The sequence below is a fragment of the Pseudomonadota bacterium genome (assembly GCA_023229365.1).
In the GTDB taxonomy this organism is placed as follows: domain Bacteria; phylum Myxococcota_A; class Polyangia; order JAAYKL01; family JAAYKL01; genus JALNZK01.
The window spans coordinates 40,143-61,337 of the sequence record JALNZK010000017.1 but is presented as its reverse complement, the minus strand read 5'-3'; the positions used below and the strand labels follow the sequence as shown (position 1 = coordinate 61,337).

19 protein-coding genes and 1 tRNA gene are annotated in these 21,195 nt (G+C 70.3%); 8 read left to right on the top strand and 12 right to left on the bottom strand.

The genetic code is table 11. The annotated features are described in order from the left end of the window. Positions 1–51: 51 nt before the first annotated feature. Complete coding sequence (gene hrcA, locus M0R80_10920; GenBank protein ID MCK9460140.1) at positions 52–1,095, top strand: heat-inducible transcriptional repressor HrcA; 1,044 nt, start codon at positions 52–54, stop codon at positions 1,093–1,095. On the opposite strand, the gene M0R80_10915 is transcribed toward hrcA, so the two are convergent. From M0R80_10915 to M0R80_10895, 5 genes are read right to left on the bottom strand one after another with little or no spacing between them, the layout of a single operon-like run. Then, entirely contained in the window at positions 1,076–2,344 is a 1,269-nt protein-coding gene (locus tag M0R80_10915) for a hypothetical protein (GenBank protein MCK9460139.1), read from the bottom strand. The two genes, hrcA and M0R80_10915, sit on opposite strands and share 20 nt — an antisense overlap. 49 nt (positions 2,345–2,393) lie before the next feature. Next, entirely contained in the window at positions 2,394–2,864 is a 471-nt protein-coding gene (locus tag M0R80_10910; protein MCK9460138.1) for a hypothetical protein, read from the bottom strand. A gap of 4 nt (positions 2,865–2,868) precedes the next feature. After that, positions 2,869–3,417: a hypothetical protein gene (locus tag M0R80_10905; GenBank protein MCK9460137.1), complete on the bottom strand. Its 549-nt coding sequence runs from the start codon at positions 3,415–3,417 to the stop codon at positions 2,869–2,871. Between the two features lie 17 nt (positions 3,418–3,434). Continuing rightward, positions 3,435–4,835 carry a hypothetical protein gene (locus tag M0R80_10900; GenBank protein ID MCK9460136.1) on the bottom strand — a complete coding sequence of 467 codons (1,401 nt, stop codon included), beginning with the start codon at positions 4,833–4,835 and terminating at the stop codon, positions 3,435–3,437. A gap of 6 nt (positions 4,836–4,841) precedes the next feature. Then, positions 4,842–5,468, bottom strand: coding sequence for a penicillin-binding protein activator LpoB (locus M0R80_10895; protein ID MCK9460135.1), 627 nt, complete (start codon positions 5,466–5,468; stop codon positions 4,842–4,844). 154 nt (positions 5,469–5,622) lie between these two features. Here M0R80_10895 and M0R80_10890 point away from each other — a divergent pair, with 154 nt between their 5' ends. Further along, positions 5,623–6,243 (top strand): hypothetical protein, encoded by a 621-nt coding sequence (locus M0R80_10890; GenBank protein ID MCK9460134.1) that lies wholly within the window; start codon positions 5,623–5,625, stop codon positions 6,241–6,243. Next, on the top strand, positions 6,216–7,181 hold the full coding sequence (locus tag M0R80_10885) for a chromosome partitioning protein (protein ID MCK9460133.1): 966 nt from the start codon (positions 6,216–6,218) through the stop codon (positions 7,179–7,181). Before M0R80_10890 ends, M0R80_10885 begins: the two co-directional genes overlap by 28 nt. A 2-nt stretch (positions 7,182–7,183) precedes the next feature. Here the strand turns inward: M0R80_10885 and M0R80_10880 are convergent, their stop codons facing one another. Together M0R80_10880 and M0R80_10875 are read right to left on the bottom strand one after the other, a co-directional pair. Beyond that, complete coding sequence (locus M0R80_10880) at positions 7,184–7,762, bottom strand: hypothetical protein (protein ID MCK9460132.1); 579 nt, start codon at positions 7,760–7,762, stop codon at positions 7,184–7,186. Between the two features lie 14 nt (positions 7,763–7,776). Further along, positions 7,777–8,112 (bottom strand): hypothetical protein, encoded by a 336-nt coding sequence (locus M0R80_10875; GenBank protein ID MCK9460131.1) that lies wholly within the window; start codon positions 8,110–8,112, stop codon positions 7,777–7,779. A gap of 134 nt (positions 8,113–8,246) precedes the next feature. On the opposite strand from M0R80_10875, the gene M0R80_10870 reads away from it, so the two are divergent. The 5 genes from M0R80_10870 to recJ all read left to right on the top strand — a co-directional run bounded on the left by M0R80_10870 (position 8,247) and on the right by recJ (position 15,130). After that, on the top strand, positions 8,247–9,818 hold the full coding sequence (locus M0R80_10870; GenBank protein MCK9460130.1) for a methyl-accepting chemotaxis protein: 1,572 nt from the start codon (positions 8,247–8,249) through the stop codon (positions 9,816–9,818). A gap of 136 nt (positions 9,819–9,954) precedes the next feature. After that, positions 9,955–10,371 (top strand): preprotein translocase subunit YajC, encoded by a 417-nt coding sequence (yajC, locus tag M0R80_10865; GenBank protein MCK9460129.1) that lies wholly within the window; start codon positions 9,955–9,957, stop codon positions 10,369–10,371. Continuing rightward, positions 10,371–12,182 (top strand): protein translocase subunit SecD, encoded by a 1,812-nt coding sequence (gene secD, locus M0R80_10860; GenBank protein ID MCK9460128.1) that lies wholly within the window; start codon positions 10,371–10,373, stop codon positions 12,180–12,182. Before yajC ends, secD begins: the two co-directional genes overlap by 1 nt. Positions 12,183–12,186: 4 nt before the next feature. Continuing rightward, a complete protein-coding gene (gene secF, locus M0R80_10855) occupies positions 12,187–13,410 on the top strand; it encodes a protein translocase subunit SecF (GenBank protein MCK9460127.1) in 1,224 nt (407 codons plus the stop codon). A 1-nt stretch (position 13,411) separates the two neighbouring features. Next, positions 13,412–15,130, top strand: coding sequence for a single-stranded-DNA-specific exonuclease RecJ (gene recJ, locus M0R80_10850; GenBank protein MCK9460126.1), 1,719 nt, complete (start codon positions 13,412–13,414; stop codon positions 15,128–15,130). Between the two features lies 1 nt (position 15,131). Here recJ and M0R80_10845 read toward each other — a convergent pair. The 5 genes from M0R80_10845 to M0R80_10825 all read right to left on the bottom strand — a co-directional run bounded on the left by M0R80_10845 (position 15,132) and on the right by M0R80_10825 (position 20,952). Further along, positions 15,132–15,215 (bottom strand) — tRNA-Leu (locus tag M0R80_10845). 35 nt (positions 15,216–15,250) lie between these two features. Then, complete coding sequence (locus tag M0R80_10840) at positions 15,251–18,283, bottom strand: hypothetical protein (protein ID MCK9460125.1); 3,033 nt, start codon at positions 18,281–18,283, stop codon at positions 15,251–15,253. 309 nt (positions 18,284–18,592) lie between these two features. Further along, positions 18,593–19,489 (bottom strand): hypothetical protein, encoded by an 897-nt coding sequence (locus M0R80_10835; GenBank protein ID MCK9460124.1) that lies wholly within the window; start codon positions 19,487–19,489, stop codon positions 18,593–18,595. A gap of 13 nt (positions 19,490–19,502) precedes the next feature. Next, complete coding sequence (locus tag M0R80_10830; protein MCK9460123.1) at positions 19,503–19,829, bottom strand: hypothetical protein; 327 nt, start codon at positions 19,827–19,829, stop codon at positions 19,503–19,505. Positions 19,830–19,929: 100 nt separating this feature from the next. Beyond that, entirely contained in the window at positions 19,930–20,952 is a 1,023-nt protein-coding gene (locus tag M0R80_10825; GenBank protein ID MCK9460122.1) for a hypothetical protein, read from the bottom strand. Positions 20,953–21,195: the final 243 nt, after the last annotated feature.

Genomic DNA, 21,195 nt, shown 5'->3' with positions numbered 1-21,195 from the left:
GGGGGAGCGCTGTCAAGTGGACGCGTCGCGCGATGGCGCGGCAGGACGGGGATGGAGCACATCGACCTGAGCGAGAGGGAGCGACGCGTGCTGTTCGCCGCGATCGCGGAGTACGTCTCCTCCGGCGTGCCGGTGAGCTCGAGGCTCCTTTCGGACCGCGCGCTGCTCGGGCTGTCGCCGCCGACGATCCGCAGGGCGCTGCACGATCTCACGGTCGCCGGGCTGCTCGTGCAGCCGCACACCTCTGCGGGCAGGATCCCGACCGATCGCGCCTTCCGCATCTTCGTCGACGCGTTGCGCGAGAGCGCCGTCGAGGTGGATCCCGACGCACGGCGCACGCTCTTCGAGGGCGTCGCCAACCTCGTGCCGGGCGAGATCGGATCGTGGCGGGACATCGTGGGGACGCTGTCCGAGATCTCGGCGCAGACCGCGCTCGTGATCACTCCGGCGCTCTCGGACTCCCAGCTCCGGCAGCTCCGGTTCGTCCCGATCGAGCCCGGCAAGCTGCTTGCGGTGGTCGTCACGCGGGAGGGGATCGTCCACAACGCGTTCGTGGAGTCGCCCGCCGACGTCGACGACCGCGAGCTCGAGCGGATCCACAACTACCTGTCGGAAAAGATCGCAGGGCGCTCGCTCAACGAGGTGCGCACGATCCTGAGGCGGGAGATGGAGGACGCGCGGGCCCGCTGCGACGCCCTCCGCGAGCGCGCGAGCCGGCTCGGCGCGGAGGCCTTGTCCGCGAGCGCGGTGCACGGATCGCACCTGCTCGTCGAGGGTCGAAGCCACCTGTTCGACCGCCCCGAGCTCGAGGGGCGGCTCGCGGAGCTGATGGGCACGCTCGACAAGAAGGCGCGCCTGCTCGATCTGCTCGACAAGGCGGCGGCGACCGATCGCGGGCCGCTCGTCCTCATCGGCGACGAGGGCGGTGCCGAGTTCGAGGGATGCGCGCTCGTCACGGCGCCTTTCGGCGCGACGGGATCCGGCGGGCAGGTCGGGATCATCGGCTCGGCGAGGATGGACTACCGCGCCGCGCTCCCGCTCGTCTCGCTCTCGGCGCAAATCCTCTCGTCGCTGCTCAAGGCTTCGCGGGGGTAGGGGCCTTCGCCTGCTCCATGGCGCGCTTCATGGCGCGCAGCATGACCATGTTGCTGCCCGCCATCAACCCGTGCTCGAGGTACGGCTCGCGCTGGACGGTCTTCTCGAGGATGACCGCGGCCTTCTTGACGTCGGCGAACCCGTGGTACGCGACCGTCGTGGTCTCCGGGCCGGTGGGGACGATCTGCCACCGCCACGTCGACCCGGCGAGATCGCCATCCAGCCCTTCGATCGTGACGCCCTGATCGGCGGTCGTCATGCGGTTCTTCGACGTGATGCTGAACACCGAGAAGCCGAGCGTCCAGGAGAAGGAGATCTCCCTCGGCGCCGCGTCGTGCACGGTGATGTCGGAGAACGCGCGGATCGTCTTGGAGTAGTTCTTCGGAGTGGAGACGATGTCGAGCACCTGGCCGTACGGCGCCCGGACGTTCTCGATCGTCGTCACCTGGCGCAGCTTGCCCTTGCCGTTCGAGTCGACGAGGACGACCTGGCCGCGGGCGAGCAGCGGCGCGACCGCCTTCAGCTCCTTCTGCTGCGTGAGCCGGATGGCGCCGCCCGACTTGCCGAAGGTCCTGTGCTTGTCGAGCTTCTTGCCGGCCGCGATCCGTTCCGCGAGCGTCTTGACTCCCTTGATGCAGACGATCCCGATGGCGACGTTCATCGCCTGACGCATCGACGGGTTGCCCCCGACGAGGTAGCGGATCAGCCACTCGGAGGTCTGCACGTCGAGGAGCCCCGAGAGCACGACGATGGTGGCGTCCGGCCCGTCCTCGTGGAAGGTGAAGGTGAAGTCGCCCTGCCCGACGGAGCTCTTCGCGATCCGGACGTCCGCGCGCCGCGGCGGGTAGAGCGCGATGGTGTTCATGCCCGTGACGCTGAACAGCTTGTGGCGCGAGGCCCACGTCCACGCCTTGGAGTTGTCGTGCTGCTGGACGATCTCGTTCTCCTTGAAGAGCGTCGACAGGTAGTAGAAGTTGCTCGGGTTCTCGAGCGCGCTGAAGGCGACTGCGCGCGGCGCCTTGACCCGGACCGCGAGCGTCATCGACGCGGGATCGCCGTTCGGCTGCGACTCGGCCAAGCCGACGATGTCGTGCCGCCTGAAGAGCGGCGTGATCGCCTTGAGCTCTTCGGCGCTCAGGCCGCCGGGCGCCTTGGCCGCCGAGGCCGGAGGCGGGGCCGCCGCGGCCGCGAGGATGACCGCGACGAACACGACGAGGACACGGCAGCGATTCGAGTGTGAGCGAAACATCTTCAGCCATCCTTTCAAGGTGCTTGGACGGCCGGAAGGTGACGCGAATTCAGCGCGGCTTCCCGGCGCAGCAGGTGAGGCGGCCGAGCTCGCAGCACCGGGCGAGGTCGCGCGCGCTGCCGTCGGCGTCGCCTTGGAGCGAGAGGATCCGGCCCCGCAGCTCCAGGATCTCCGAATCGTCGGGGAAGAGGACGCTGAGCACGTCCGCCGTCGCGACCGCCTCGTCGAGCCGATCGTCGGCGATCGCCTTGTCCAACACGGCGCGCAGCTCCTTGCGGCCCCCGGGCGTCATGGCCGGGCCGGCGTCCCCCGCCGACGTCGAGGCTCGTGCGGCGCCGGGGAGCGCGAGGCCGCCGAGGCCGCCCGGCGTGCCGAGCTCCAGCGCGGCGGCCGGCGCGGTCCCACCGCCTGCGGAGTCGCCCGGATCGCGACCGGACGTGTCCTGGGGCTTGATGCCGGGGTCGCCGCAGCTGCAGAGGGCGGCCGTGAGCGCGGCGACGAGGAGGGGCGTTCGCTGCATCGGCTCAGTAGTACCTGAACCCCAGCCAGAACCCAACCGCGAAAACGTCCTCCATGTCGTCGATGACGATGATATCGCCCTCCAGGCCGAGGTCGATCGCCACGTCGGACCCCACGAAGAACTCCCATCCGATCCCCGCCATGCCGTCGAACCCCATCGCGAAGTCGTCGTCCGGCATGAGCTCTTCGTCCGGGAAGACGAACGCGATCCCCACACCCGCGCGCACGAACAGCGCGTCGAGGAAGAAGAAGTCGACCTGGACGCCGGGCACGAACATCCAGTTCGTGAAGCCCGAGACGTGCTCCATGCGCGTGTCGAGGTCGAGGGAGAGCGTGAGCCACTTGGCGGCTCCGCCGCCGATCCCGAGGTCGAACCCGGCCTCTCCGCCGACCTCGCCGCCCTGGATCGCCGCGCCGCCGCCCAGGCCGAGGCCCATGAAGGGCCCCCTCCGGTCGCGGTAGCCGTCGAGCGCGGCCGCGTCGGCCGCCTGCGAAAGGAGGCCGAGCGCCACGGCGGCGGCCAGCCATCTCGAAGGTGCATCGAAGCGCTTCATGATCTTTCCTCCTCGGGTCAACGCATCGACGCCGCCGTCACGACCGCGAAGCCGGCCGGCGGCACGTCGACGACCTTCCTCGTCTCCGTGCGACCCGCGGCGCCCTCGAAGGCGACCGCGATTTCGTGCCTGCCGCGCGCGACCTCCGCGCGCGCGACGTAGATCTCCGAGGGCAGGGTTACCCACGAGCGGGTGTCCGGCGTGTCGGCGGCGAACATCGCCCCCTCCACGGCGAGGCCCGCGAGCAGCGCGAGCCCTCCGGCGGCGCCGCCGGCCTTCGCCCCTTGCTGCGTCGCCTCGGCGGCCACGGCGCGCGTCACCATGCGGACGATCGCCGCGGCCATCAGCGTGCCCTTGATAGCCTCCCAGCTCTCGGTGACGAGGCGCGTCACGTCCTCGCCCATCGAGAGCTCGACGGGGCGCCCGTCGAGCGTCGCGACAGCGCGGACGAACCGCGGCTTCGATCGCGTCAGGGAGGGGAAGTTCACCCAGGTGAGCAGCCCCTTGGCGGCGAGCTCGTTCGCCTGGCTCGCGCTGGACGCGCCGAGCGACGGGCCGTACATGACGTGGGCCCCGATCACGAGAGCCGCGCCGATCGGGATGCGGACCGCCCGCTTGTAGGGCGCGAGCCCGTTCGTCGCGACGACGAGCACCGTGCCGCGATCCGGCCCCCGCCGCTCGCACGAAGGCGCGGCGTTCGGATCGACCGCCGCGAGCAGCGCCTCGATCCGCTCCGTCCGGAACGGATTGCACGCCGCGAGCGCCCGGATCCGCTCCTCGATAGGCGCCGCGAACCCCGCCGCGAGAGCGCGGTCGTAGTGGTAGAGCGCCTCCTCGTAGCGGCCCGACATCTCGTACGTGAACCCGGCGAGATAGTCGCCGAAGCCCAGCTTCGCCTCGGCCGGCGAGTAGGCGTCCTCGACGTACCTCCGGGCGATGCTGAAGCGCCGCGCCTCGACTCGAGCGCTTTCGAGATCGCCCTCGGAGAGGTAGTTGAGCATGTTCAGGGCGTTGAGGAGCAGCTTCTCGTGGGGCGGCGCCTTGTACACGGTCACGCTGTCCGAGAACAGCCACTTGCCGATGTTGCCCGCGGTGTCGTTCTTGAGGTCGAGCAGTTCGAGGCTCTTGTCCGCGACGCGGAAGTCGAGGGCGGCGGACTCGCTCCGGCCGAGCGCCTGCTTGATGCTGCCCCGCTCGAGCACGAGGAGCGCCGTGTCGCCCCCGACGTCGGTCGGGTACTGATCCTCCTCGTCGACCTCGAGGGCGGCGTTCGAGAAGCCGAGGGCGCGGACGGGATCGCCGGCGAGCAGCGACGACCGGATCTCCCGCACGTCGCCCGCGTACCCGGCGCACCCCGCGGCGATCAGGGCGGCGGCCGCGACGGCCGGGAAGGGGCGGTATCGCGCGGTGCGCGTCATCCGGGTCTAGTCGACCAGGCCCTTCGTCAGGTTGGCCTCGTTCTGCCAGCGCACGGCGCCGGTCTCCACCTCGACGACCTTCATGAAGAGGAAGTACTGCACGCGCCGCTCGTCCTCCGAGCGCTCCGCCGAGTCGTAGACCTTGCCGGTGAGGAAGAACTTGGCGCCGAGCTGCCTGCCGACCTCGGCGGACTTCGTCTCGTCGAACACGCCGCCCTGCTGCTTGATGACCTCCTGGATGAGCTGGTCCTGGAGGGCGTGATCCACGACGGTCGCGACCCCGCTGTTGATGAGCTGCGTCTCCATCTTCGCGAGCAGCGCCTCGAGCTGATCGCGGACGTGCTCGCTCGTCTCGTTCGCGATGGGGAAGATCGACACCATCGGCGGCGCCGCCTCGGCCTTCCACTTCGCCACCACGGCGGACTCCATGAGCGACTTGATGTTCGCGTCGAACAGCTTCTCGAGGTCCTTCTTGTCGAGCCCGGTGCTCATCGCGTAGTCGTCGAGCCCCGCGACCTCGTCGCCGCGCACGTACGTCGGGCCGCACGCGGCAGCGCCGAGCCCGAGCGCCGCGGCGAGCGCCGCGCCGAGCGCCGCCGAAACCAGAGCCGTCACCTTGCCAGTCGAACGCATGGATTACCTCTCCTTGTTTTCGCGACCCGAGGCCGTCGCCGCCGATCATAGTCGCTTCGGCGCGCCGGCGCATCAAGACGATGGACGGAGCGCGTGGAACATCGATTTAAGATCTCTTGTTTCCCGAACGAGCGATGGGCTAGGATACGCCGCGATGACGCAGGATCACCAGAGCGCAACGAGCACCGAGCCTGCCGGGCCGGTGATCCGGGGCGGCCTGTCCCGGCGCCTCTGCTTCGCGCCTTTCCGGATCGTCGCCGTGCTGACCGGGTTCTCGCTCGTCCGGGGCGTCCTCGCGCTCGTGGGCCGCTACCTCCTCGTGTGGCGGCGGGAGGCGACCGCGGCGATCGACGGCGGGACGATGACGCTCGACGTCGAGTGGTCCGTGCTCGGCAAGAAGTTCCGCAGGACGCGGACCGTGACGCCGATCCGCGGGATCGACGCGGCGCGGTTCGAGAACCGGCGGCGGTACGTTCACCTGCTCGTCGGCTTCGGCTGCCTGGCGATCGGCACGTGGGTCGGGATCCAGTGGCTCGTCGACGGCCTGCGCGCAGGGTTCCCGCAGCTCGCGCTCGTCGGCGCGGCGGTGGTCGCCGCGGGCGTGATCCTGGATCTCGTCCTCTACCTGTTCGTGCCCGAGGGGAAGGGGCGCAGCCGCGTGCAGCTCGTCCTCGGGCCGTGGCGCGTCCGCGTGGCGGGCGTGGAGCGGGAGGCCGGAGAGCGCTTCCTCGAGGCGCTGCGCGAGGGGTGGAAGTCCGCGTCGCCGGGTCGATGAGCGACCTCTTCGAAAAGCGGTTCGTCGTGGTCGCCGGGAAGGGCGGCGTCGGGAGGACCACGCTGTCCCTGCTCGTCGGGAGGTGCGCCGCGGCGCGCGGCAAGCGGACGCTCGTGTGCCTCGTCGGCGCGCCCCCGCGCTATCAGGAGGTGCTCGGCGGCCTCGCGATAGGGGGCGAGGCGCGCGAGGTGACGGCCGGGCTCCACGTGATCAACCTGGACCCCGTGTCCGCGCGAGAGGAGTACGGGCTCATGATCCTGAAGAGCCCGACGCTGCACCGCCTCGTCTTCGGCAGCCGCATCGTGCGGGCGTTCCTCGACGCGGTGCCCGGCCTCGCCGAGTGGGCGATGCTCGGCAAGGCGACCTACCACGCGCTCCACCGCGCGGGCGACCGCCCCGGGTACGACCTCGTCGTGTTCGACTCGCCGGCGACCGGCCACGGGCTCGACGTCCTGTCGCTGCCCGCGGCGATCGTCGCGTCCGTGCCCGCCGGCCGCATCCGCGACGAGGCGCTGGAGCGCGTGCGGCTGATGGGCGATCCGCGGCGGTGCGAGGTCGTGCCCGTGACGCTGCCGGAGGAGATGCCCGTGAGCGAGGCGCTCGAGCTGATCCGGGGCCTCGAGCGGCGCGGCCTGCCCATGGAGCGGATCGTCGTGAACATGGTCGACGGCGCGCCCCTGCCGGAGCGGATCGCGGAGATCGTGGACGGCCGCGGCGAAGGGGATGCGGCGCCGTGGCTCGCGCCGGCGGCGGTGGCGGTCGCGAGGCGGCGCGCGCAGGAGGAGGCGATCTCCCGCCTGGCGTCCGGGTCCCGGCTCGAGCTGCTCGAGCTGCCCGCCGTCCGGGGGCGCGGCCTCGACGAGGCCGGGGTCGCGCTGCTCGCCCGGGAGCTCGAACGACAACTCGGGCGGAGCCGGCGCGGAGCCGCCCGGGGGTAGCGCTATCGGCGCATCGAGGCCGCGGCGCGGGTCGTCACGTAGTACCGCGCGGGCCACTGCCGGTAGAAGCCCGCGTCGAGGATCACGCCGCCGCGATCGTCGTAGTCGCAGACCTTCTGCTCGTCGTCGTTCAGGCGGCAGCGGAGCTTGCCGAACACGCGGAGCAGCGAGCCGGGCTGCACCTTGTCGAGCCCGGGCGTCGTGTCCTCGGGCGTGAGCTTCACGAGCGCGCTGAACCCGCCGGCGCTCGCGAAGTGCACGGTGACGCGGCAGGAGTCGTCGGCGTCCGAGTCGCACAGGTGGCGCGGCTTGTGCTTGTGGTGCGAGAGCTGGATCTCGTACCGGCCGTCGTCGGTCAGCGTCACCTTCTCGATGACGCCGAACCACGCGATCAGCTTGCCGTCGAACGCCGCCGGATCGCCGTTCACCTCTTCGTAGACGAGCTCCGTCCCGCTCTCGTGGAACGGCTCCTCGTCGTCGAGCGGCGCGTAGGTCTGGGAGAACCCGTACTGCCCGGCGCCGCACGCCGAGAGCGCGGCGCAGCAGATCATCGTGCACAGCGTGCGTCTTCCTTTGGGCATCTTGTCGACCCCTTTCAGGTCCCGAACCTGTCGCGCAGCGATCCGATCTCCTCCTGCTGCTCCTGGTAGAACTGGACCTGCGACTTCTTCTCCTCGATCTGCTGTTGCAGCGTCGAGATCTCGTTCTGCAGGCGGACGATCTCGCCCGTCACCTCGTCCTGGCGCAGCGCCGCGGCGTCCAGGAGCGCCTGGATGTCGATCCCCGCGCTCGCCAGCGTCTTGCGGATGACGTCGATGACCATGTGGTCGTTCAGGCCGCCGAGCGGGACCTGCCGGATCAGCCCGAGCGCCTGATCCACGCCGAACCCGCCGGCGCTCGCGGCCGTGCTTGGCCATTGTCTGTTGCTCATCGCCCCCGTCCCTCCTTGCGTCCTCCCGAGCTGGGAGAAGCCCGTCGAATTTATCGCGCCGTCCCGCGTGGGTCAACGCTCGCTTGCCGGTGGGCCGGGCGCCTGATAGATATCGCGTCCTGAGGAGATCGCGGATGTCCGCAAGCACGAGAATATCCGTCGCGTTCGGCTCGGGCGCCGGAACGGTCCTGGCGATCGCGGCGGCGCTCGTCGCGCTCGGCGTCGTCGAGGTCGGCGGCGCTCCGGGCGACGTCGCGGGACTGGCCGTCGGCGCTGTGATTGTCCTGCTCGCCGCGGGGGCGGCCGCCCTCGCCGTCCTGCGCCGCGCGCAGGCACGGGCCGCGGAAGGCCTCCGTGCGCAGCTCGAGGTCGCGGCGAAGGAGCGCGAGGCCCTGTCCGCGCAGCTCGCGGCGATGTCGCAGCGCGTGAGCGGGCTCGTCGGCGAGGCCGGCGGCGCGTTCGTGCAGCTCGAGGCGGGCGTCGCGGCGCAGACCGAGGCGGTGACCCGGACCTGCGAGGCGGGTGCGGCGCTGCGGGACGGGCTCGCGGACCTGGCCGGCGACGCGGAGCGCCTGGAACAGCGCAGCCGCGAAGCGGGCGCGGCGACGCAGCGCATGGAACGGTCGACGACCCGCGCCGCGGAGCTGATCAACGGGCTGGCCGTCAGCGTCGAGCAGGCGAGCCTCGCGACGCGCGACGGGGATCAGGGGGTCCGCGTGATCGCCCGCGACCTCGACTCCCTGGCGACCGGGATCCGGACCGCCCGCCTCGCGGTCGAGGAGATGAAGGACGGCGCCGAGCACGCCTGCGCCGACGCGCGCCACGTCGCCAACACGATGGCCAGCCTCGAGCTCGAGGCGCAGCGCATCGGCGAGGCGATCGAGTCGGTCGTCCGGGGCTCCGACTCCGCGCTCTCGTCGAGCGATCGGATCCTCGTGGTGACGGAGAGCCTCGAGTCGCGCATCGGCGGCATCGACGAGATCATCGGCGTCATCCGGAACCTCGCCGAGCGGACGAAGCTGCTCTCCATCAACGCGTCGATCATCGCCACCGAGGCCGGGGAGCACGGCCGCGCCTTCGCGGTCGTCGCGAACGAGATCAAGGATCTCGCCGGCTCCACGTCGCGCGCGATCGGCGAGATCTCCGCGATCCTGTCGATGCTGAAGGAGGGGTTCGCGAACACCGTCGAGACCGTGCACGCCTCCCGGGAGGAGGTCGATCGCGGCGTGGGCATCGCGCGGGACGCCGTCGTGATGCTCCGCTCCATCCCCGAGCAGGTGCACTCCACCGCCATCCTGAGCAACGAGATCGTGATGCGCAACGAGGGCCAGGTGAAGCGGGGCGTGGAGATCGGATCGACGTTCGAGCGGATGGCCGAGGCGTTCGACCAGGTCGGCGAGCTGCTGAGGCGCCAGATCGGGCGCGACGAGGCGACGTTGGAGATGTACCTCGCGATCGGGCGCTCGGCGGAGCAGGTGCACAGGTCGGCGAAGGAGCACGCCGCGTCCTCGGCCGAGGTGGCGCGCGCCGGCGAGGCGGTGACCGAGGATTTCCGGGCGCTCGGTCGGCGGGTCGCCGGGCAGGTCGGCGTGGTCGAGAAGCTGATCGACGCGGCGGACCAGGCGCTGCGGACCACGGAGGAGGGCGCGCGCCTCGCGCGGGCGCTCTCGCGCAGGGTGTCGGAAATCGGTCGGTATTCGGCGTAGCGGACCGCCCGCCGCTCAAGACCGCTCTCCGAAACAGCGTCTTGACCCCTCGGGACCCTTTTGGTAGTAGTGGGCGGCCTTTTTACCGGGGTGGCCGGCGCCGAAGCCCGCCGCCGGCGGATTCAAGGAGATCATAGTGACAAACGCGATTTGGGCATCGACCGTCCTTTGGGCCCAGCAGTCCGGCGCGGCGGCGTCCTCCGACGCCAAGCCGACGGCCGAGGCGCAGGGCGTGCCCCAGGGGGCGCCCGCCGACGCCAAGGGCGGGTTCCTCGGCGGCGGCTGGTCGACGATCATCATGCTCGTCCTCATGGTGGCGGTGTTCTACTTCCTGCTCATCCGCCCGCAGCAGAAGAAGGCCAAGGAGCACCAGAAGATGATCGACGCGATCGGCAAGGGCACCGAGATCGTCACGAACGGCGGCCTGATCGGGCGCGTCACGGCGGTCACCGGGAAGACCCTGACCATGGAGATCTCCGAGAAGGTCCGGGTGCGCGTCGTGCGGTCCCAGGTCGCCGGGGTCTTCGATTCGACCGAGACGGAGAAGAAGTAGTGGAACGCAAATGGGTATGGAAGGTCGTCGGCATCCTGCTGCTGACCGCGGTCGCGGTGCTGGCGTCGGTGACGACGTTCGTCGGCAAGCCCGCGGGCGCCGAGGCGAAGGATCCGATCGAGTGGCTCCGGGGCACGTTCCCGGGCGCCACGCTCGGGCTCGATCTCCAGGGCGGCCTGCACCTCGTCTACGAGGTCGAGGTGGCCGCCGCGGTCGAGGACAAGCGTGACCGCATGGCGACCGACATGGTCAAGACGCTCGCCGAACAGGTCGAGATCAAGGACGTCAAGATCGTTCGCGATAAAGAGGAGCTGCACAAGTTCCAGCTGGTCTTCAAGTCCGAGGACGAGCGCGCGTCGAAGGACACCCAGGAGACGCTGCTCAAGTTCCGAGAGGTCGCCGTCGTCGAGATGGAGGAGGGCGTCACGGCCCACATGGCGCTCGTCGATCAGTACGTCGAGGACACCCGTGACCTCGCGGTGAAGCAGGCGGTCGAGACGATCGGCAACCGGATCGACGAGCTCGGCCTCGTCAACACGACGGTCCAGCCGCGGGACGAGGATATCATCATCGAGATCCCGGGCGTCGACGAGGTGCAGACGGGCCGCATCAAGCGGATCATCGGCCAGACGGCCCGCCTCGAGTTCCGCATCGTCGACGAGGTCGGCTCCGAGAAGTTCTTCACGGAGGCCTCCGACAAGCTGCAGAAGGACGGGCCGGTCAAGCTGCTCTGGGAGCAGGTCCAGGTGGATAACCGCGTCGTCAAGTCGTACTACCTCGAGGCCAAGGACGACCAGAAGACCGGGCGCAGCGGACGGCAGGTCCTCAAGGAGTTCCTGAAGACGGTCGAGGTCCCGCAGGATCGCGTCATCGCCTTCGAGGAGCTGCGCACGCTCGACGAGATGGGCAACCCGACCGCCGACGTGTCGTGGCGCACCTACTACATGGAGCGCGCGGCCGGGATCACCGGCGAGTACGTCGAGAACGCCCAGGTCTACAACGACGACCAGACCGGCCAGCCGTACGTCTCGCTCGACTTCAACCAGGCCGGCGCCACGACGTTCGAGGAGCTGACGGGCAACAACGTGAAGCGCCGCATGGCGATCCAGCTGGACGACAAGGTGCAGTCCGCGCCGACGATCCAGGAGAAGATCCCGGGCGGCCGCTGCCGCATCACCCTCGGCGCCTACGACTCGTACGCCAAGCTCCGGCAGGAGGCGCAGGATCTCGTCGTCGTGCTCCGGGCCGGCGCGCTGCCCGCCCCGGTGCGGCCGGTGAGCGAGTCGACCGTCGGCCCTGCGCTCGGCCGCGACTCGATCTCCATGAGCATCTACGCGTTCATCGTCGCGGCGGCGGCTATCGTCCTCTTCATGATCTTCTACTACAGGGGCGCCGGGGTCGCCGCGGACCTCGCGCTCATCATCAACTCGGCGCTCATCGTCGGGATCCTCGGCGCCGTGGGCGCCACGCTCACCCTGCCGGGCATCGCCGGGATCATCCTGACGCTCGGCATGGCCGTGGACGCCAACGTCATCATCTACGAGCGCATCCGGGAGGAGCTGCGCGCCGGCAAGTCGCCGCGCGCCGCGGTGGAGGCCGGATACAAGCGCGCCTTCTGGACGATCTTCGACGCCCAGCTCACGACGTTCATCGCCGGCGTCGTCCTGCTGCAGTACGGCACCGGGCCGATCAAGGGGTTCGCGGTGACGCTTCTCATCGGCATCGTGACGAGCGTGTTCACCTCCATCGTGGTGAGCCGTCTCGTGCTCGACTTCATGACCCGTCGCCGCACGGATCACCTGAGCGTTTGAAACCATGGAATTCTTCAAGAAAACACCAAAATTCGACTTCATGGGCCGGTCCCGGCTCTTCGGCACCGTCTCGCTGATCGCCGTGGCCGTGAGCCTCGTCGCCATCTTCACGGTCGGCCCGAAGTGGGGCATCGACTTCTCGGGCGGCACCGAGGTGCAGGTCTCGTTCCAGGAGAAGGCCACCTCGTCCGACGTGCGCCAGGCGCTCGCGCGGATGGGCTTCGGCGGCGCCGAGGTCGTGACGTTCGGGACCGGCGACTCCGAGTACCTGATCCGGCTCGAGGCGATCTCGCCCGTCACGCCCGAGGCGGCCAAGTCCGCCGAGGCGGCGATGAAGAAGGCGCTCTCGGGGTACGGGCTCTCGAAGTACGAGCTGTCGCCGGGCGGCGACAAGCTCTCGCTGCGCGTCGCCAAGGAGATCCCGATCGCGGAGCTCGAGAAGGAGATCTCCGCCGCGGGGCTGACCGTGGCCGTGGCGCAGGAGGCGCAGGCGGGCGCGCCGCGGCCCAAGGGCGACGACGGGGCGGAGGCGACGGAAGAGGAGAGCACCAAGCGGTGCGAGAGCGTCACCTGCACGTGGCCGTACGAGAAGGATCGCATCTACGAGACGAACCTGAAGGGCGTCTCGGAGCGCGTCATGGACGGGCTGCGCGCCGAGCCGTTCGGCAAGGGCGCCGTGAAGCTGCGCTCCGAGTGGGTCGGCCCCAAGGCCGGCGGCCAGCTCCGGACCGCGGCCGTGGCGTCGCTCGCGTACGCCATGCTGTTCATCATGCTCTACGTCGCGGTGCGGTTCGACTTCCGGTTCGGTCCGGGCGGGGTCATCGCCCTCGTCCACGACGTCATCATCACGCTCGGCATCTTCACGGCGCTGCGGATCGAGGTGACGCTCACCACCGTCGCGGCGCTCCTGACCATCGCGGGGTACTCCATCAACGACACCATCGTCGTGTTCGACAGGATCCGCGAGAACATGGCCAAGGCGCGGGAGCGCTCGCTCGTCGCGGTGATTAACTCCGCCATCAACGAGACGCTGCCCCGCACGATCATCACGTCGTTCACGACCCTCCTCACGGTCGTCGCGATGATGGTCGTGGGCTGGAAGACCTCGATCCGCGACTTCATGTTCGCCCTGTTCATCGGCATCATCATCGGGACGTACTCCTCGATCTTCATCGCCTCTCCGATGGTCGCCCTGATCGACCGGCGCTTCGGCAAGAAAAAGGCGTAGGTTGCTCGAACGGGCCACACGGTCCGTCGCCGAGGTCGACTCGGCGCAGATCCAGGGCCTGGCGCGCGAGCTCGAGATGAGCCTCCCCGTGGCGCGGTGCCTCGTCCTGCGGGGGCTGCGCGACGCGGAGCGCGTCCGCGCGTTCCTGGAACCGCGGCTCGCCGACCTGTCCAGGCCTGACGGCATGGCGGATCTCGACGTCGCCGCCGACAGGACCGCGCGCGCCGTGGTCAGCGGCGAGCGCGTCGGCGTCTTCGGCGACTACGACGTCGACGGCGTGACGAGCGCGGCGCTCGTGACGGGGTTCCTCGGCGAGGTGGGGACGCCGACCGAGACGACCGTCGCCGATCGCTTCTCCGGCGGCTACGGGCTCGGGCCGGAGGTGATCGAGCGCTTCGCGGCGGCCGGGTGCACGCTCGTCGTCGCCCTCGACTGCGGCTCGAGCGACCACCGCGCGGTCGAGCGCGCGACCGCCCTGGGCGTGGACGTCGTGATCGTCGACCACCACCGCGTCGAGGCGCCGCTGCCGCGGGTCGTCGCGTGCATCAATCCCCAGCGGGAGGACTGCGGCTTCGCGGACAAGACGATGGCGGCGGTCGGGCTCGCGTTCTACTACGTCGCCGCGGTGCGCGCCGCCCTGGAGAAGCGGCGGCACCTCGAGCGCAAGGCGGTCGATCCCAGATCGTTCCTGGATCTCGTCGCCCTCGGGACCGTCGCCGACGTCGTGCCGCTCGTCGGGAACAACCGCATCCTCGTGCGCCACGGCCTGCGGCAGATGTCGGCGAGCCCGCGGCCCGGACTGACGGCGCTCTTCCGCTCGGCGCGCATCCGCTCGCGGAAGATCCGCACCGAGCACATCGCGTACCAGCTCGCGCCGCGCCTGAACGCCGCGGGGCGGGTGGCGAGCGCCGAGGACTCGCTGGCGCTCCTCCTTTCGCGGGACGTGCGTCAGGCCTCGCTCCTCGCCGAGCGTCTGGAGCAGCACACGCTGCAGCGCCGCAGCGTCGAGGAGCAGGTCGCGACCGAGGCGCGGCGGCGGGCGGAGGAGGTGCTGGTCGACGATCCGCACGTCATCATCGTCGGCGGGGAGGGGTGGCACCGCGGCGTGATCGGGATCGTCGCCGCGCGGCTCAGCGAGGAGTTCGGCCGCCCGGCGTTCGTCGTGGGGTTCGAGGGGGACGTCGGCACCGGCTCCGCGCGCGCGCAGGGGCAGCTCAACCTGTTCGCGACTCTGAACGCCTGCTCCGCGCAGCTCGTGCGGTTCGGCGGCCACGGCGACGCGGCGGGGTTCGTCGTGACGCGCGGGAGGTTCGCGGCGGCGACCCGCGCCATCGAGGATCACGCGCGTGGGGCGGCGATCGCCACGAAGGAGCGGGCGCTCGTGTGCGACGCGTCCATCACGGCGCGGCAGCTCAACGCCGCGATCCTCGGGGAGCTCGACCGGCTGGGTCCGTTCGGCAACGGGAACCCGGAGCCGGTGTTCGAGATCACGGGGCTCGACGTGCTCGACGGGCGCGTCGTCGGCGGCTCGCACCTCAAGCTCGAGCTCAAGACGCCGACGGGAACCGTCTCCGCGTTCGGCCCGAGGATGGGCGGGCTCGCCGACCGGATGCCGCCTCTGGTGCGCGTTGCGGCGACGATCAGCGCGGACGAGTGGCGCGGCGGCGACGTCCCCGGGCTCCGGTTGGTGTCCCCCCCTGTGGCCGAGATCTCGAGCTGATTGCGAAAGGGGGGACTCGAACCCCCACACCCTTGCGGGCGCAGGCACCTGAAGCCTGTGCGTCTACCAATTCCGCCACTTTCGCGCGGGCGTTTCTTCTTACAACACCTGGGCGGGGTGTCAAGACGGGTTGCGCGTCCGTCCTTTCGTCGTGTCGACCTCCTCGGTCGGCTCGTCGTCCCCGCGCGGCGCCGCGACGCGGAGGCTGTCCATCACGGAGTCCACCTCCGCCGCGGTCTCGCGGTACGGAGCGACCGGCGCGGGGCGGGAAGAGAGGCGGTCGTCGATGGCGCCGAGCATGTCGTCCGACTCGTTCGCCGTGTCGGCGATCTCGGCGATCATCTCGAGATCGGCGTCGGAGAGAGTGGGGGCGAGCTCCGCGTCGCCGGCGGCGGCCTCGCGCCGGAGGCTCCGCTCCTTCCGGAGCAGCGTGATCAGGATGCGGACGTTCTTCTTGGCCCTGCCGACGGACCGCGCGAGACGCTCGTTCTCGGTGCGGATCCGGTCCCGCTCCTCGCCGAGCGCGAAGATCTGGTTCTCCTGATCCGTGAGCGACTGCTGGAGCTCCGACATCGCACCCGCGGAGGCTTGCGAGGCGACGGTCGCCACGACCTGGGCGTGCAGCCGCAGGATCTCCTCCTTCAGCTCCCATATCTCGCCCTCGCGCCGTTCGAGCTGCGCGCTCGTCGTCCGCAGCTCCGTCTCGAGATCCTCGCGCACCTTCAGGAGCTCGGTCTCGTTCTCCTCGGTGAGGCGCTTCAGGTCGGCCTTCATCGCGCGGATGCGATCCGCCGCGGTCTGCATGCGCGTCTCGACGGTCTCCTCGCTCACCGCGAGCGATTCGAGCGCCGCCGTGAGATCCCGGTTCTGCGCCTCGGCGTGCTCCCGGAGCTCCCGCAGCTCGGCCTCGAGGGAGGCGATCGCCGTCTCGCGCCCCGCGAGCTCGGCTTCGAGGGAAACGATCGACTTCTCGCGCCCCACGAGCTCTGCCTCGAAGGAGGCGATCGACTTCTCGCGCCCTTCGAGCTCGGCCTCGAGGGTCGCGATCGCCTTCTCACGTCCTTCGAGCTCGGCCTCGAGGGCCGCGATCGCCTTCTCGCGTCCTTCGAGCTCGGCCTCGAGGGAGGCGGCGCGCACCCGCAGCTCCTCCCGCTCGATCTCGAGCACCGTCGACGCGCTCTCGCGCTCGACGAGCAGCGCCTCGGTGGTCGCGGCGCGCTGTCGGGCGCTCGCAGCGGCGTTCGCCTCCGGGCGGATTCTCGCGACCTCGGCGCGCAGGTTGGCGACGTCGCGCAGCGCCACGTCGCGCTCCGCCTCCACCGCCTCAGCCTGGGCGACGCGGGCGCGGAGCTCCGCGATCTCCCGCTCGGCGGACGTCAGGGCGCCGTGCAGTGCCCGGCTGTTCTCCTCGTGCTTCGCGGCGTTCGCCTCGGCGAGCTCCGCGCGGGACGTGAGCGTCTCGACGAGAAGCGCGCGGCGCCCCGACTCGTCGGAGAGCTCGGCGACGACGCCGCGCAGATCGGCGAGCGACCTCTCCTGGCGTTCGAGGCGGGCGGCGGCGGTGCCGCGCTCGCGGTTCACCGCGGTGAGCTTCTCCTCGAGATCGTCCGAATGGGCGGCCGCACGTTCGAGCTCGTCGCGCAGGCGCGCGGCCTCCTGTCCGATCCGCTCCTGCTGCGCGAGCGCGGTGGCCGCGGCCTGCCGCGCCGAGGCGAGCTCCCTGTCGCGCAGCGCCGCGAGATCGTCGAGCTGCTGCCTGATGGCCGCGCGCTCCCGCTCGATCTCGCTCTTCGCGGCGCCCTCGTCCCGCAGCCTCTGGTGGGCCTCCTCGAGGCGCCGGTCGAAACGCTCGCGCTCGATCGCCGCGTCGTCGAGCGCGCGGGCGAGCTGCGCGGCCGTGGACTCCGCCCGCGCAGAGGCGTCATCGATCTCGGATCTGTCGACCGCGGTCCGGCGCGCCGCCTCGCGGGTCGCGAGGAGCTCCTGCTTGAGCCGTGAGCTCTCGGTCCGAAGCGCCCCGACCTCGACCTCGAGCCCGGCGATCACCTCCATCCGATCGTCGAGCTCGCGCTGGCGGGTCTTCCCCTCGCTCGCGGTGTCCGCGAGCAGGGACTGCAGCCGCGCGCGTGCCGCCTCGGCCTCGTCGCGTTCCTTCGCCGCGTGCTGGGCCGCCAGATCGGCGTCGGAGAGCCGCTGCTCGAGCTGCCGGAGCCTGAGCTTCGCCTCGAGGAGCTCCTCGGTTCTCGCGCCCCCGCCGCGCCGCTCGTCATCCAGCTCCGCCTGCGCCTCGGCGAGCAGCGCGTCCCTTCGGCGGACGGCCTCCTCGAGGCGCGCGTTCTCCGCGTTCAGCGAGGCGCGATCACGGCGCTCGAACTGGGTCCGCGCGAGCTCCTCCTCCAGCTCGCGCAGCCGCCTCCCCTGCGACTCGAGCTCGCGGCCCCGCGCGTCGTTCTCGAGGCGCAGCACCGTGAGCGTGCTCTCGAGCTTCTCGGTCCGCGCCCGGACGCCGTCCGCGAGATCGACGAACGGGACCTGGGCGATCGTCGTGTCCTCGAGCCGCTGGTACCTGTGCGAGCAGAGCGCGAGGAAGTGGGAGGGCGGCTCGCCGCCGTCCGGCAGGAGGCGATCGTCGAAGATCGGCGGCTCGGCGCTCGCGCGGCGGCCGAGCGGCGTGAGCACCGCGCCGTAGAGGGGCTGGGCGCCGAACACGTTCACGTGCGGGAAGTGGCGCCGCAGGAGGCGCTCGAACTCCATGAGGTCCGGATAGTCGGCCCGCGATCCCCCGTCGAGCCCCGCGTTCGCGCGGTTCGGGATCATCGCGGCGATCAGGCCGGTCGCCGACACCGCGGCCCTCGCTGCCTTGAGGAGCGCCTCGAGGCCGGCCGCGCCGCCCGCTCCCTCCGGGTTCAGCGCGAGCACGAGATCGTACGCACCCCTGGCCAGAGGGAGGTCGTCGGGGCGCGCGGCGACGCGAGTCAGTCGGGAACCGGGCGCGCCGCTCATCCCGCGCGGAGCGACGAGGACGACCCGCGCGGCGACCTCGGCGAGCAGCGTCGCGCCGCGATCGTCGATCGGGAACAGATCGGCGACCGTGCAGCCATCCGCGAACCGCTCGCAGAGGAGGTACGGCGGAATGTGCGCGCCGGAGTTCATGCCGGAGCATTCTAATGTGGGCGAGCGTGAGGCACTAAACAAAAAAAAACGGCGAACTCGGTGGATGTGGGGGGGGGCATCCGGGACGAATTCGCCGCTTTGATTTTGAAAAACTGCAATCTTCATGCCACGTTAAAAAGGAAAACCAGCAGAGGACGGCTGCCCGTGCGGCTCTCCCCCCGCATGCCGCCGCTGGCGATGGGAAGCGAATCCAGAATGGCAAAATACGCTGGCGCGGCATTCCGCATTGCAGAGCTGAAAGGGATTCTGTCGAAAGAGAAATCGCGGCGCGCGCCGTTCCCGAGGGGATCAGAACACGTAGCCGCCGCGCACGCCCAACTGGAACCCGAGGCCGAAGCCGGCGTCGACGTAGACCGCGACGTTCCTGTGCGGCTTGAAGCGCAGGCCGAACAGGAAGTTGATCCACGGCACGATGCCGGTCGGCAGCTTGTACACCTCGCCGTACTCCTCGCCCTTGGCGCACCAGTCGCTGTCGTCGCCGTCGTCCCTGTCCGCGGCGGTGCACGGCGTGAGCGGATCGGGGTTGCGCGACTCGGTGCGCACGAACGGCTCGTTGTCCGGGGCGATCGGGACGCCAATGCCGAGCCCGGCGCCGTACGTGATCGCGAACCAGTCGGTGAAGCTCGTGCTCCAGATGAAATCCACCGAGAAGAGGAGGGAGCTCAGATCGTTCGTCACGACCTCCCAGCTGTTCGGCTCCTCCCCGGACTCCTTGAACGCCACGCCGTCCTTCCAGCGCAGGCCCACCCACCAGATCGCGGCCGTGATGTCGAGCCCGTCCTTCCGGTAGGTGAACTCCGCGCCGGCGCCGACGTTGTTGATGAGCAGGTGGCGGCTGTCGCGCGATCGGATGTCCACGCCGAACATGTCGATGAACCAGGTGGGGATCATGATCCAGCGCAACCGCGCGCCGAGCAGGAAGTACGCCTTCCCCGGCTCCTCCGCGCGCGCGGCTTCCTTGTCCACCTCGGGCGCGGCGAGCAGCTTCTCCTCCTCGGTCTGCTTGCCCTCGAGGAACGCCGCGTCGTCCGAGGGAGGCCGCTCGGCCGTCGCGGGGGCGGCCTCCTCGGCACCCTCCTCGCCGAAGCCGATCGCCCCGTCGCCCTTCTGCGGCTCGGCGAGCGCCGCGTGCGACGCGAGCAGGATACCCGCGGCCACCCAGAGCGCGTTCCGACGTCGTGTCATCTCGCCCCCCTTCTCAGCGCGCGACGGGCTCCTTGGCCCCGGCCTCGGCGCCGGTCTTGTCCAAGAGGTCGCTCGACGCGTTCTTGATCTCGTGCAGCAGATCCTCCATGCGCGCGACCGAACGCTTCACCTCGTCGAGATCCTGCTGGGTCGCGAGCTCGAACAGCGCGGTCATCCGCTCGCGCTTGGCGCGGAAGCCCTCGGACAGCTTGATAGGCACGGACATCGCCTTCTCGAGCAGGACGCCCATCTTCTCGCTCTCCATCAGCTTGGCCACGGCTGGCGACTGCATCAGCTTCATCCCGCCGGACACGAGCTTCTCTTTCATCATGTCGATCATCTCTGGACCTCGTTGGTTTTCGGTGCGGCGTCGGACCGCATTCGGCATGTATATGATTCCGTTCGCCCGGCTGTCAACGAAGTCGCGGGAAGGAATCGGATCATAGGGGGAGCGGAATCTGCATCGGATCGTGCACGCGGTACACGGCCGCGCCGGCCTTCTCGAGCATGGCGGCGGTCTGCGCGTCGCACCGGGGGCCGAGCGCCACTTGGGTCGCCCCGGTCCGCAGCGCGAGCTCGACGAGGCCCGAGCGGTCGGCTCCCTCGCCCATGCGGATCGCGGCGCCGCCCTCCGGACGCACGGTCGCGGCCGGCCCCACGGCGAAAACCCGCGTCGTTCGCGCCTCGTGCGCGGCGTCCGGCAGGAGGTGCGCGTAGTGGAGCACCGCGCCGGAGTCGGGCCACTGTTGCTCGAGCCGCCGAAGCCGCGGGAGCACGACGCCGAACCGCTCGATCCGGCGCAACATCTCGAAGATCGGCCTGCACGCGAGCAGCGGGACCTCGATCTGGCCGAGGACGTGCGCGGCCTCGATCGCCGCCGTGCGCGAGCCGCAGGAGACGGCGGCCACGGCGCCCTCGGCGATCGCCTTCCGGACGGCCTCGTCGAGGCGTCGGGCAGCTGTCCGCGGCGCTATTCCGCGCGGGGCGGCGGGCGCCGCGTCGAGCAGCAGGAGGTCGCAGCGCGACGGTTCGGCGGGAAGACCCAGGACCGGCGTCGCGGTGCGAGCCGCGCCGCAGTAGAGGATGCGGCGTTCTTGAAACCCGATCTCCAGGAGCGCCGAGCCCGGGCCGAACCCCGACGACAGGAGGCGGATGTCCATGCGGCCGAGCCGCACCTTCCGTTCGTAGTCGAGCACGAGCGCGTCGAGGTCGCGCACCGAGGCGCCGATCGCGGCGGCGGCGAACGGCGTGGCGAGGATGCGTTGCCCCTGCGCCGGGACCGTCTCGTCGATGCTGGAGTAGAAGAGGAGCCCGGGGTGCCGGCTGCCGGCGAAGCCGAGCGGCGTGCCGAGAAGCTTGAAACCGCCGTCGCACGCGATGCCGCGCGGCCAACGGTCGACGGCCCGCGGCTGCATCAGCTCACCGCCGCCGTTCGGCGTCGTGGAGCCAGTTATCGACGACATGGATTGACGGTAAATGATACTGAAAAAGTGTCAAGGGTGAGCATCGTATGCAGAAAATATCATGATTCCGTCGAAAAACGGCTGAATCGGCGCTTTCCGGCCGTGCGCGTTGCTGAATACGTTGTCCGCTCGGGCCGTCGAACGGGTGGGTTTGCACCGGGCGGTGGTGTCCACTTGACGTACGGTGAGCCGTTGATGGAATGTGGGACCGCGGATTCCGAACACGTCCAGCTTGAAGTGAAG